Annotated in this window: 11 protein-coding genes; 6 read left to right on the top strand and 5 right to left on the bottom strand. The window is 40.9% G+C overall.

Annotation, left to right across the window (positions count from 1 at the left end; genetic code table 11):
- The first annotated feature begins 249 nt into the window (after positions 1–249).
- Genes ASG14_RS08610 through mobC form a run of 3 tightly spaced genes read left to right on the top strand, consistent with a single transcriptional unit; the run spans position 250 to position 3,934 of the window.
- On the top strand, positions 250–693 hold the full coding sequence (locus ASG14_RS08610) for a mobilization protein (RefSeq protein ID WP_255352786.1): 444 nt from the start codon (positions 250–252) through the stop codon (positions 691–693).
- Positions 675–1,910, top strand: a complete 1,236-nt coding sequence (locus tag ASG14_RS08605; RefSeq protein WP_056870668.1) for a relaxase/mobilization nuclease domain-containing protein — start codon at positions 675–677, stop codon at positions 1,908–1,910. Before ASG14_RS08610 ends, ASG14_RS08605 begins: the two co-directional genes overlap by 19 nt.
- Positions 1,907–3,934, top strand: a complete 2,028-nt coding sequence (mobC, locus tag ASG14_RS08600; RefSeq protein ID WP_056870667.1) for a conjugal transfer protein MobC — start codon at positions 1,907–1,909, stop codon at positions 3,932–3,934. The genes ASG14_RS08605 and mobC overlap by 4 nt, the downstream gene beginning before the upstream one ends.
- 254 nt (positions 3,935–4,188) lie before the next feature.
- Here mobC and ASG14_RS08595 read toward each other — a convergent pair whose 3' ends face one another.
- The 5 genes from ASG14_RS08595 to ASG14_RS20680 all read right to left on the bottom strand — a co-directional run bounded on the left by ASG14_RS08595 (position 4,189) and on the right by ASG14_RS20680 (position 7,265).
- Entirely contained in the window at positions 4,189–4,437 is a 249-nt protein-coding gene (locus ASG14_RS08595) for a hypothetical protein (RefSeq protein WP_056870666.1), read from the bottom strand.
- Entirely contained in the window at positions 4,419–4,634 is a 216-nt protein-coding gene (locus tag ASG14_RS08590) for a hypothetical protein (protein WP_056870665.1), read from the bottom strand. The genes ASG14_RS08595 and ASG14_RS08590 overlap by 19 nt, the downstream gene beginning before the upstream one ends.
- Positions 4,635–4,843: 209 nt before the next feature.
- Positions 4,844–5,929 (bottom strand): sensor histidine kinase, encoded by a 1,086-nt coding sequence (locus ASG14_RS08585; protein WP_162238725.1) that lies wholly within the window; start codon positions 5,927–5,929, stop codon positions 4,844–4,846.
- A gap of 251 nt (positions 5,930–6,180) precedes the next feature.
- Positions 6,181–6,912 (bottom strand): LytTR family DNA-binding domain-containing protein, encoded by a 732-nt coding sequence (locus ASG14_RS08580; RefSeq protein ID WP_056870663.1) that lies wholly within the window; start codon positions 6,910–6,912, stop codon positions 6,181–6,183.
- Between the two features lie 89 nt (positions 6,913–7,001).
- Complete coding sequence (locus tag ASG14_RS20680) at positions 7,002–7,265, bottom strand: helix-turn-helix domain-containing protein (protein ID WP_056870662.1); 264 nt, start codon at positions 7,263–7,265, stop codon at positions 7,002–7,004.
- A gap of 621 nt (positions 7,266–7,886) precedes the next feature.
- Between ASG14_RS20680 and ASG14_RS08570 the strand changes: the two genes are divergently transcribed.
- From ASG14_RS08570 to ASG14_RS08560, 3 genes are read left to right on the top strand one after another with little or no spacing between them, the layout of a single operon-like run.
- Positions 7,887–8,459: a TlpA disulfide reductase family protein gene (locus ASG14_RS08570; protein ID WP_056870661.1), complete on the top strand. Its 573-nt coding sequence runs from the start codon at positions 7,887–7,889 to the stop codon at positions 8,457–8,459.
- 1 nt (position 8,460) lies between these two features.
- Positions 8,461–11,730: a SusC/RagA family TonB-linked outer membrane protein gene (locus tag ASG14_RS08565; protein WP_056870660.1), complete on the top strand. Its 3,270-nt coding sequence runs from the start codon at positions 8,461–8,463 to the stop codon at positions 11,728–11,730.
- Between the two features lie 18 nt (positions 11,731–11,748).
- Entirely contained in the window at positions 11,749–13,119 is a 1,371-nt protein-coding gene (locus ASG14_RS08560; RefSeq protein ID WP_056870659.1) for a RagB/SusD family nutrient uptake outer membrane protein, read from the top strand.
- The last annotated feature ends 56 nt before the right edge of the window (positions 13,120–13,175 follow it).

Here is a 13,175-nt window from a genome sequence, read left to right as displayed (position 1 = left end):
AAACTTAGACTGGTTAATGTTTACAGTCTTAAGGGTATTGTCAATGCATTTGAACTGAGGGCGGCATAATTAATGGCTCCATTATTTCCAACTTTATATTTAGGGATTACTGAAGCTTTACCAACGACGAAGCTGGTCATTTGCTTAATTCGCAAGCATGAATGGTGGTTGGATTTTTTTCGACAAACGCAGGAGCTTAAATCCACGTTATTTTGGCTTTAAGTATTTGTTTAAGGCGTTCCATCGGCGATGACTTCTAATGAAACACATCAATCCACCGAAATGGGTCGAAAAAAAGCAAGTAACCAAGAGGATTTATTAATAAACCCGCTTATTATTAGAATAAATCAAAGAACTTTTGAACGGCTGTCGAAAATATTGCAGGATAGCGGCTGCAGAAGCATGGGAGAAGTGGCCAGGAAAATACTGACTCAGGAAAAGATAAATTGTTTTTACCGTGATGAATCATTGTCTGGGCCTATGGAAGAACTTGCTTTGATTCGAAAAGAGATTAAAGCCATCGGAGTCAACATTAATCAGCAGACCAGGTACTTCAATGCAAGTAAATCTGGGTCGGAGAAAACTTTTTATGCGATGCGTACAGGTCCTTTGTATAAGGAAGTAGATGTCAAAATAGATATCTTGTTGGCAGTTATTTCAAAATTAGCAGCTAAATGGTTGCCAGAATCGTAAGCGGTAAGTCAATACGTGGAATGCTCAGTTACAATGAGCAGAAAGTAAGTGAGGGGAATGCGACAATTTTATTGGCGAGTGGTTTTGCCACAGATATAGAAAACTTAAATCTGTTCCAGAAAATTGGAAGATTTAACCAACTGACAAAACTTAACACCAGATCTAAAACAAATGCCATGCATATTTCTCTAAGTTTTCATAAAGACGATAAATTAGACAACGAGCGCTTCCAGCAAATTGCCGCCGAATACATGGAGAGAATTGGTCTCGGCGATCAGCCATTCATTGCATACCGACACTTCGATACCGATCACCCACACCTGCATATCGCTACAACCTCGATACGAAGGAATGGTGAACGTGTCAAAACGCAGTCAATTGGTAGTAGTCTTTCAGAGCCCGCAAGGATTGAGCTCGAAAAGAAGTATAATCTAGTGCAGGCGAAGGGCAGGTCATTAAAAAATGATCCCTATCTCCGCGTGGCGGAATATGGCTCAAAACCGACCAAAAGGCAGATTGCAAATATTACACAGTCAGTAGTAAGGGATTATACTTTTACCTCTTTCCAGGAATATAAGGCGGTGCTTTCCCTTTTCAAAGTCCTTGCAAACAGGGGAGAGGAGAATACGCAAATGTTCAAAAATAATGGTCTGCTTTATTCCATTATGGATAATAATGGAAATCCCGTTGGCGTCCCAATTAAAGCAAGTTCTATTTATAAGGGCGTAACCATTCAGGCCCTGGAAAAATGTTACGATCTCAACAAAGAAAAACGAAAAACTAAAAAGGATGACCTGAAGCGCAGGATAGATAATGTGATTCAAAAATATCATCTGATTAGTACAAAAACATTTCAAAATGAATTGGCGGCTGAGCAAATCGCGCTTATCTATCGACGGAACAATGAAGGCTTATTATACGGACTAACATTTGTTGATCATAAAAACCTGACCGTATTTAATGGAAGCGCTCTTGGAAAAGAATACAGTGCTGCTTCAATATCACACATGATATCTGGTCAGGATGAGCTCAAAACTTATCTCAAAAAACCGCTGTCGATGAACATTTCGCTTCAAGCCGAACGATCATCAGCTCCCCTGAACGCTACAATACTAGAAAGCCTATCTATTAAGGACGAACCCGATCCCATTATGAAAACGCACAGGAAAAGAAAGAAGAAAAAAGGTAAGAACCCGACTCAAAACTTAGGCCTATGAACACCGGAGAAGATGTTCAGGGATTGCGAAAAATTATTGATTTGACGCGTTTGGTAAGCCTGCTGATTCTGACAATACATATTTATCTGGCCTGCTACCAGGCATTTGAAAGCATTGACTGGACGTCAGCAGTTACGACAAAAATCATGGGCAAGATCGCTGGCACCAAACTTTTTGAAAACCTGTATAATCCGAAGCTAGCCGCCTTACTGCTACTTATCATTTCCCTGATTGGTGCTAAAGGAAAAAAGGAAGAAGCAATTGATGTCAGGCTTATGGTTACCCTTTTGATAGCAGGCGCGACTGTGTATTTTACTTCAACGTTTGCTTTGTATTTACCTTTTCCAAAAATGTATTGCGCGTTAGCCTACATACTCACCACCAGTGCCGGTTATCTCATGGTACTTGCCGGTGGCATCAGGCTATCTCGGATAATTAAGCAAAGCCTGAAAAAAGATATTTTTAATGAAGAGAATGAAACCTTTCCACAGGAGGAAAGATTGCTTGACAATGAGTATTCGGTTAACCTGCCGGCAAAATACAGATTGGGCAAAGAAGTTAGAAACAGCTATATAAATATTATCAATCCATTCCGGGGACTGTTAGTGGCGGGAACACCTGGGGCAGGGAAGTCTTATTTTGTCATTCGCCACATTATTGACCAGCATATAAAAAAGGGTTTCTCAATGTTTATCTATGACTTTAAATTCGATGACCTGAGTAAAATTGCCTACAATAAATTGCTGCGTAACTATGATAGCTACAAAATCAAACCTAGCTTTTTTGTGATAAACTTCGATGATTTGAGCTGCTCTCACCGCTGCAATCCACTGGATCCCCTGGCTATGGATGATATAACAGATGCAACAGAAGCCTCGCGAACCATAATGATGGGACTCAACAGGGACTGGATAAAAAAACAAGGGGATTTTTTTGTGGAGTCGCCAATAAACTTCCTTACCGCATGCATATGGTACCTGCGCAGGTTCGAGGGTGGGCGCTTTTGTACACTGCCACATGTCATCGAACTTATGCAAAGCGATTATGACAGACTGTTTGCAGTACTCAAAACGCAGGATGAAATCCTGGTCTTAATCAACCCCTTCATTTCTGCCTATAACAACAATGCCATGGCGCAACTAGAAGGGCAGATAGCATCAGCAAAAATTGGACTGGCAAGACTTTCTTCGCCCCAGTTGTATTATGTCCTCAGCGGGAATGATTTCACCCTTGACATTAACAATCCCTTGGAGCCTAAAATTGTTTGTGTAGGCAATAATCCCCAAAAACTTCAGGTATATGGTGCAGTGCTCTCTTTATATATTTCCCGGATGATAAAACTGGTGAACAGGAAGAACCAGTTTAAGAGCAGCCTTATATTTGATGAATTTCCGACCATTTACTTTAATAACATGGATTCCCTGATCGCGACCGCGAGAAGTAACAAGGTTGCAACATGCCTCGCTGTTCAGGATTTTAGTCAGCTGAAAAAAGACTATGGCGCCGAGGAGGCCGATGTGATCACAGGTATTATCGGCAACATAATATCCGGACAGGTGACAGGCTCAACTGCAAAAACCTTGTCTGAAAACTTTGGTAAAATCGCACAGCATAAAGATTCACTGAGCATCAATTCTTCCGATACTTCGATCACCAAAGCCATGCAGATGGATTATGCGATCCCTGCAAGTAAGATAGCTGCCCTGAGTTCCGGTGAATTCGTAGGCATGGTTGCAGATAATCCTGAAGAGCGCATTAAGCTGAAAATGTTTCACGCAGAAATCCAGAATGACCATGCAGCAATTGAGTTAGAAGAAAAGGGTTATCAGGAAATCCCTCTCGTAAGGAACTTAAGTCCACTCGACGTAGAGGAAAATTACAAACGCATCAAACAGGACATTTCCGATTTATTAAGAACCGAATGCGAAAAGCAAAATATCGGTCAGGATATGCAGAATTCATCAAACAGCAAAAAACAACAAAAAAACCATGGAGAAGACCAGCAACAATCGGTTTCCTTTTGAAGATTTGCTCATTGCTTATTTTGATTTACTTCATTGCGTCACGACAAATCAACTGACCTTGATTCTTAAAATGCTAAATGTCAACGATAATGTTGTTTAATCAGATTCTTACCTCAATCGTAATAGTATTCGTTTTAGCTACGATTCATTCGGTGCTTCAGCAAATATCGTCCATTGACGCGGAGAAGTTATTCTCTTTACTAAACTTAACTTTCAAGAAGATGCAGTCATGGTGCAATTGAATTTTTGTGACTTCATAAATCCGTTATGTCTATATAGCCACTCACCCTTCCAATTAAGGTATCAACTTCTGCTTGCGTGTATTCGTCGGTGTAAATCTGGAAACAAACATCCCATTTAAGTCTTTTTATAATCATACCAGAATAATAATTATCCATCATGATATGATAAATATTGCCGTCACGGCCATTAGAAGAAGTTAACTTCACGACTTTATGCTCGTTTCCAAAACCAGCTATGAATATTACATCATTGCTTCGCATAGAAAAACAAGTTTTTCGTCACTTATTGAACTGCCATCCACCCTGAAAAAGTCGCCACCGCGTTTCTGGATATACCCTTTGAAAACCCCATCAGACATAATTCTAAATAAGGACAGGTCGCCCTTTACTTGTGAAACGACTAGAACCCTATCTTTAAATAATAAAATCCGCTCTGGTGTTGATGCTTTACTTATCATGTCACGAACACTAGTATTGCTAAAATAATAGCAAATAAGTTTCTGAACAACAGACCGCCATGCCTGTTGAGTCTAATTTTTTTAGTCACTCTTGAAGTAATTCGGCTGTCCCTTTGGCCGGGCTATCCACGATATCTTTTGTTCCAAAAGGATGCTGTTGCTATCCCTGACAGGGATGTAGCAATCTTGTAATCTTAGTCTGACAGTGTTTATTTTTCAACTTCTACACCTTTTACGTTAATGGTTAGCCTGAAAAATTTCTCATCACTTTGAACGTCGAACTGAGCATCTTTTGCATATATCAGGGATATCCGTTGCCGGATATTTTCAAGTCCTTTTCCAAATCCAGTTTTCTTTTTATTTTGATTTATCAAGTTCCGGGAAGTAATGGTAAGTGTATCCTCGATTAGTTTTAAGCTAAGTGTTGCAGGAATGTTTTGATCCGTATGAAGCCCATGCTTAAAAAGATTTTCCGCAACTGTTAATAAAATCAAAGGAATGAACTTCACAGCTCTTAATTCATCCTCGTATGTAAACTGAATATTCAATTCATCTTCGAACCTGGTCTGATGAAGCTTGATTAAATTTTCTACCTGGTCAATCTCTTCTCCTAATGTGATCAATTCATCTGTGTTTTCACAATCAATGCTAAACCTCATTACTTCCGAGAGTGTCATAACTGCTTCCGCGGAACGTGGCGAGCTCATATAGATATCCGTGTAGATTGCGCTTAGGGTGTTAAATAGTAGATGGGGATTTATTTGTGCTTTCAAATATGCATTAGTTGCATAGCTAAGCTTAACCTCTGTTTCTTTTTGGGTTAGCATAGAATTATATCTGTCCTGTTCCAATTGTGCCTTTGTCAAAATTGCCCGGTTATACGCTTTGAAAAGATAATAGAAGGCAGAAAAGCCCATGAATTGTAAGGCCCTCCACAATACCCCAAATGCGTAGCGGCTATTGAAAATGATTTTATCAAAGAGCAGCCATGAGGTATGTTTGTTTATATAATAGTCCACGAAATAGTTAACGAATAAATAGCACGAATAAATTGCCAACAACGATAATGGCAACTTCCAAATCCAGACGATTCTTTTTTTAAATACCAGTGGGTAAATCAAATCCCCACATAGGTAGAACAATGCGATGTTTAACGCATAATGCACAATATAAATACCAGGACTTCCGAAAACACCGGACGCCAAGCCAACTACCGTGATTTCAATCGGGATAAAAAGCAACCAGCTTCTTATATGGATTTTGTAGCTGTCTAGTTTCGCTAAAAATTTCTTCATGTAGGCGAGATTCACACTGGTGTAACCACCACTATCCGCGGTGTAATAACTTATATTGAAGGTAAATAACAGGCTAGTTTCAAGAAAAAAAAGCATGAAACAAAGCCCTAAAAAGTTGGTCAAAAGAACAGTATTCGTTTATAGATCAGCACCACAGCAAGAGCGTCTGAGCACAGACCCTACAGCAACAAGTATTATTATCCTTTCCACCGGTACCCATGTGGTCAATGGGAAATAAGGATAATTAAAGATTATGTTCGGCCGGACATCAACGTTTTTTCTTCTAAAAATTTAATCAAACCATCCTTATAAAAATTGCCCATCTGTACCTGGTAGCCGCTTCCTAAGTTTATCGTGTTACCAACAATTTTTTCGATTTTTTTTGCATTGATCACGTGAGAACGGTGCACCCGGTAAAATAGATCCGAACAAAGCAATTCTTCTACTTCTTTCAAGGTCAGGTATACCAGTTGCTCACATTGAGTTGTGACCATATTTACATAATTTTTTGCACCTTCAAAATATAAAATATCCTGCTTATGCACTCTGGTGAGCTTTCCTTTTTCGCCGGTTTTTATAAACACAATATTTTTTCCTCCTTTTTCGGTATCAGCGAAATCAACATCAATGACATCCATTAGCACTTTTGTAAATTTGGATAGCTTAATTGGTTTCACAAGAAACTGAGTTACCCGTAAGTCAAATGCATCAATTGTATACTGTTGATATGCGCTTGTAAATATTATCGCTTTTGACTTAGACTTTAGTTGAGTAGCCAATTCAATTCCATCGATGTGGGGCATCTCAATATCAAGGAATATGATGTCGATCTTGTCTTCTGAATAAATGTTTGAAAGGGCTTTGATTGGATCCGTAAAGGTCTTTACGAGTTCTAGTAATGGGATAGTTGCAATGTACCCAGTGAGTAGGGTGATGGCGTGCTTTTCATCATCGATGATAACACATCTTAACTTACTTTTCATAAGCTGTTGAGAGTTTGGTTAATAGATGGACGATTTAGATCATAGAAATAAATTAAAGTTCAGACGGGAATGATTAAAAGAGGGTAATATTATTTATTATAAGTTTTTTGCAGTTCAATATCAATTGGTACATCAGGAAAGAAATCCTTTACAGAACAACCTAGAATGAAAGCAATTTTATTCAAATGATTTATGTTGTATTTATTGGGCTGATTTGGACTTTCAACGTTTCCAACAAATTTAGCGCTTAAACCCATTTGAATAGACAGGCTCGCTTGGCTAACTTCTTTTAAGAGCCTAATTTCTCGTACCTTATCGATCACGAATTGTTCGATTACCGACGCCTTACCCATTTGAACGAAGTAAAGAATAAAGTTTTTAGGGGTCGACCCAGTATAGTGAGGTTTTTTGCATTTTTTTACCTATATTTACTCAATCAAAGGGAGAAAGTTGCTCCTAAAACTTAAGTGGTATTATTCAAGAGTCTCGATTGCAAATTCTCACACTTGCCAATTGAAAGAGACAATAGACTAATGCCCATGACTATATTTTGCGTACTTTCGTACACACTATAGAGTTGTGGGCTCTATTGTATATCGTTTCATAGGTCGTGAGAAACCTGCAATCCGGTATTTAGAGCCCTGCTATAGTGCTCTTTTTACAAGACTCGTATAACCAATACGGGTATGAATCAAATACATTGCATCTGGAAAAATCTTGAATCATTAATTCTTTTTGATTGGGATTGCTTTGCGCTTGATTTCCCGAATTTTCTCAACATTCAACCCTCGGTTCCGCTAACTTGTCCTTTCGACAGGTTATATGCACTGAAGCCTAAAAATCCCGTCTAGCTAAACCGCTAGAAAACGGAACAGTTATATCTAGATTGTAAATTTGGTATTGGTTCGCCTGTTCCGTTTCTTCTTCCATTCCCTTATGGTTTTAAATATTTAAATCAACTAACTTAAAATTTTATGAAAAAATCGATGATATTGATCGTCGTGGCCACGCTTTGCCTTTTTTTAAAGGTGAGTGTTCAAGGGCAGACGGTAAAGAAAAATACATTCCAAGAAGTTATACCATTACTTATTGGGGATAAGGTTCCTGATCTATTCTTTGATCAGGCTTTGAATGTCCAGCACGGAAACTTGAAATTTTCGGATTACAAGGGCAAAGCCCTTATTCTTGACTTCTGGGGTACCTGGTGCGGTGCCTGTATCTCAGCTTTTCCACATGTTATAGAAATCCAACGAAATTTCAGTGACCATATGCAGGTGTTACTGGTAGCGGATTCTGGCCGGGACGACTTTTCTACGGTCGAAAATTTCCTTCAAAAAAGGAAGGAGAATCGTGAAGAAATTTTGCTGCCTGTCGTGGTGACCAAGCAGACTAAAAAGCTGTTTGAGCATTACCACTATCCGCATTATGTATGGATTGGTGCCGATCGCCGTGTTAAAGCGATTACGGATTCCGAGTCGCTTGAAGAGGGAAGCATCAGGCGACTTATCGCCGGGCTAGATATTAATATACCTGTAAAACAGCCTTAAGATGAGATATATAAATACAATGGAAAAGGCCAAACGGCTCCTGATATTATATGTTGGCGGAATTTTATTGCTGCTGCTTTCAGGCCTTAACGCTTTAGGTCAGGAAATACCGAAAAGAAAAATACTTGGCACCCTGAAGGGGAACGTAGTACTTGCTGATAAGGTTAATGCCATCACTACCACAGTCCGGGCTAGCGGGGGAATGACACTTGCGAATATGGAAGGCAATTTCTCGGTGGCAATACTGAGATTTCCCGATACGCTGAAGGTGAGTGCAACTGGCTTTGTTTCAGTTGAAAGGGTGATTAAAGGTCTGTCGGACTTGGAAAAACCGCTAACAGTCAAACTTGTTCCCGCTGTAACAGAACTGGGGACCGTGGAAATAAACACAGGCTACCAATCCGTCAAAGGAAATGAAATTAATGGTTCTGTTTCTGTAATTGACAATAAGATGCTTAGCGCACGGACGGGCACAAACATTCTCGACAGGTTGCTCGGGCAAAGTTCCGGGCTGCTTTTGAATGTGGGGAAGGCGAATGGAAACCCACAAAATAAAACCGGGATATCCATCCGGGGTTTGGGAACGATCAATGGTCCTTTGGATCCCCTTATTGTTCTTGATGGATTTATTTATGAAGGAGATATCAACAACATAAATCCCTTGGATATAGAAAGCGCTACAATATTAAAGGATGCCTCTGCCGCCTCGATTTACGGTGCGCGGGCTGGCAATGGGGTTATCGTACTTACTTCTTTCAAGGGAAAGCAGAACCAGAAGGTAATCGTTTCCTTCAACGCCAATGCGACCTTGAGGACCATGCCAGATTTGTTTTCTTCTCCTCAGATCACACCAGCCGACTATGTTGATGTCGAAAAATTTCTTTTCTCCAAAGGTTATTTTGATAGCCGCATAAACATTCCCTACCAGGCACTGACGCCTGCCGTCGAAATTTTGCTGGCGCAGCGCAGAGGGACATTAACAGCCACCGAGGCAAACTCTTCACTCGAGCAACTGAAAACCCAGGATGCCCGCCAGAACTATCTTGACGAATTTTATCGCCATGCCCTTACCATGCAGTATGGCTTGAACTTGAGGGGAGGATCGGAAAAGAATAGCTACTATCTGTCAGGAAGTTATGATAATGCTAGGGGCGAAACGAACGCTAAATCCCACCGGCTGAACTTACTGTTTAATCAGGAATTCAAATTTTCACAAAAATTTAGCGTTGCAACTAATTTCAGGATTTCCTCACTATCAACCACATCAGGTGCCCCGGCATACAATTCTCTGACGAGCGGAGGAAGGCTACCTGCATATTTATCGTTTCGGGATACCAATGGACGGGTTTTACCACTCGCATTTTCTTACCGCCAATCATTTGTTGATACCTTGGGAAATGGGCGGCTGCTGGATTGGAAGTATTATCCGACAGAAGAATACAAACAAAATATATCATCAAGGTCACAGCGGGAGATATTTGGAAGCGTAATTTTACGGCAAAGGATTTTTGATTTCCTGAGTGCTGATTTAAGTTATCAATATCAAAGGCAAGATGGCAAAGGGACAACAAACGCCAGCGTGGAAAGTTACCAGGCAAGGAACCTGATCAATAGTTTCACGCAGTTAAACCGCTCCACGGGCGTACTGCGTTACCTGCTTCCGTATGGCGGTATACTGACCACCAGCAATGATGAAACCAACTCGCAAACTGGTAGGTTCCAGCTGAATCTGGATAAGAATATCGGCAGGCATTCCATTAATGCCATTGCCGGGTTCGAAGCACGCATGGCACAGACCCGCGGGAGTGGGAATGTAATTTATGGTTACTTGGAGGATCCACTCACGTATACAAATGTTGACTTTATTTCCAGTTATCCGAACTTCATTACCGGAAGCACCGCGCAAATTCCTTCAGCGGGCAATAATCTAAGTAACACCCAATATCGATTTCTGAGCTTTTATGCAAATGCAGGCTACACTTTCAAAGGAAAATACAGGCTTTCCGGGAGCGTGCGCAAAGACGGTTCGAATATATTTGGAGCTAATACAAATGATCAGTGGAATCCGCTCTGGTCGGCAGGGCTTGGCTGGTCACTATCCGACGAATCATTTTACAACATTCACTGGCTACCAGAATTAACGCTCACAGCAACTTATGGGTATAGTGGGAATGTGGATTTGCTGAAAACCGCTTCTGCAGTTGCCAATTATGCCACCAGTGCCGTGACAGGCTTGCCCTTTGCCAGGATAAGGGCAATCAATAATCCGGATTTAAGCTGGGAACAGTTATCACAGTTTAACATAAAAGCTGATTTCGCGCTTCGAAAAAACAGATTGCGAGGAAGTATTGGGTATTTCAGAAAGCATGGCAGTGACCTCTACGGCCCAGCCCCATATGATTACACCACATGGGGCGGTGCAGCAACTGTGCTAAAAAATGTGGCGGATATGGAAGGGTATGGCATTGATGCCGAACTGCATTCATTAAATATAAGTTCGACCAGCTTAAAATGGAATACAGATTTTTATTTCAATTCTAACCAGACCAGAACGCTAAAATACTTTTATGCCTCTACTAATGCAACAATACTCAATCTGGTGAATGGTGGCAACGGGATAAGTCCCATAGTCGGAAAGCCACTGTATGCCGTTGCTGCATATAAATGGGGCGGGCTGGATGCGAATGGTAATCCGCAAGGCTACCTTAATGGAAATCTGAGCACAGATTACAATGCTATTTTCGCCGAGGCCAGTAGGACAGGAGACAACGTGGCTTTTGTTGGTCCAACCAGCCCGGTTTATTTCGGCTCCCTAGTCAACACTTTCCAATACAAAAACTTTGTCCTTTCTTTTAATTTCAGTTACAAGCTTGGCTATTACACCACCAAGTCTACTATCAGTTATGCATCGTTAGTAAATTCAGGGATTGGTCATGCGGACTACGCCTTAAGGTGGCAGCAGCCAGGGGATGAACTTAAAACAAACGTTCCATCCTTTCAATACCCCCTTAACAGCTCAAGGGACGCATTTTATGTTGGCTCTGAAGTTAACGTGATAAGTGCAAACCAGATTCGTCTGGATTACGTCAATCTCAGCTATCAGCTTCCAGCACAAAAATGGAAGTTTCCATTCAGAACGCTTGATCTATACCTTAACGCTGCTGATTTGGGGGTGATATGGAGGGAAAATAAATTAGGAATAGATCCTGATTACCCTAAAACTTTTGGTATATCCAAAGCCTATACCCTGGGCATAAGGGGTAGCTTTTAAATTTAAACAACAAAAGAGATGAAAATTAAAATACCTATAATTTCTGTCGGAGTGGCCATTTTGGTACTCGCCAGCATATCCTGCAAAAAATTCCTGGAAGTAAAGTCAGATGCAAAACTGGTTATCCCCAAAACTCTTGGAGACTTGCAGGCAATAATGGATGATGCCGATAAAATGAACTTTCAGCGCTCGCCTTCATATGGGGAAACCTCTGCCGATGACTATTTTATTCCCGAAAGTGGCCTGAATGCCTTGAACCAGTTCTCAAGGGATCTTTATTTTTGGACAAAAGTCGATTACCGATACCAGAATGACTGGTCCGAAGCTTACCTGCCGGTATATAATGCAAATCTCTGCCTGGAAACGCTCTCCGGGGTTGAGCGCAACACAGTCAATGCCCAGGCCTGGGATAATATTAAAGGCTCGGCACTCTTTTTTAGAAGCTTTTATTTTTTTGCACTGACAACTCAGTTCGGGCTGGGTTATGACAGTCAAAAATCAGCACAGGACCTTGGAATTGTCCTTAGGCTTCAGAGCGATTTTAATGTCCCCTCGCAGCGTGCAAGTGTGCAGGCGTGCCTTGAACGTGTGATAAGTGATGCAGTAGAAGCTGCAGGCGCTCTCCCAAATCAACAAATTAATACCTTAAGGCCTTGCAAAGCAGCAGCATTTGCGCTTTTATCACGCGTGTTTTTATATATGAGAGATTACGAGAAAGCTTCCTTGTACGCGGATCAGGCGCTTAAAATTCAATCGGCGCTCATGAATTTTAATTCCGACAACGACATCCTCGGCCTGGATACCAATGTACCGTTCAAAAGGTTCAACAAAGAAACCATATTTTATTCCGAGATGACCTCAAGTTTTGGTGTCCATTTTCCAAATACAGCCAGGATTGACACGGCACTTTATTCCTCATATGACCTGAATGATTTACGCAGACGCGCTTACTTTAGGGTCAATGGCGCTTACCAGCAGTTTAAAGGTACCTATGCATCATCAGCATTTACTCTGTTTAGCGGACTTGCAACAGATGAAATGTACCTTAACCGTGCAGAAGGCAAGGCCTGGGCAGGGGATATTTCTGGAGCAATGAACGATTTGAACCTGCTACTTAAGTCCAGATGGAAAAATACGGTATCCTACGTTTCGATTACAGCCAGCGGAAAAGAAGATGCGCTACAAAAGATCCGTGTAGAGCGGAGGAAGGAGCTTTTAATGCGGAACATCAGGTGGCAAGATCTTAAAAGATTAAATAAAGAGGGAAATAATATTGTTCCACTTCGAAATTATCAGGGGAAGATTTACAGGCTGGAAGCTAATGTCCCATTTTATGCTTTGCCACTTCCAATTGATATTGTTGAACAGACAGGAATCGCGCAAAATTAGTAGTAGTGATAGTAGTTAAAATAGGTTAATGAGGTGAAGGGCAAGGCTGGATGGCC

The organism is Pedobacter sp. Leaf194 (genome assembly GCF_001423945.1).
Taxonomy (GTDB): Bacteria; Bacteroidota; Bacteroidia; order Sphingobacteriales; family Sphingobacteriaceae; genus Pedobacter.
The sequence above is the reverse complement of the archived record's forward strand: the minus strand, read 5'-3'. Positions and strand labels throughout refer to the sequence as shown.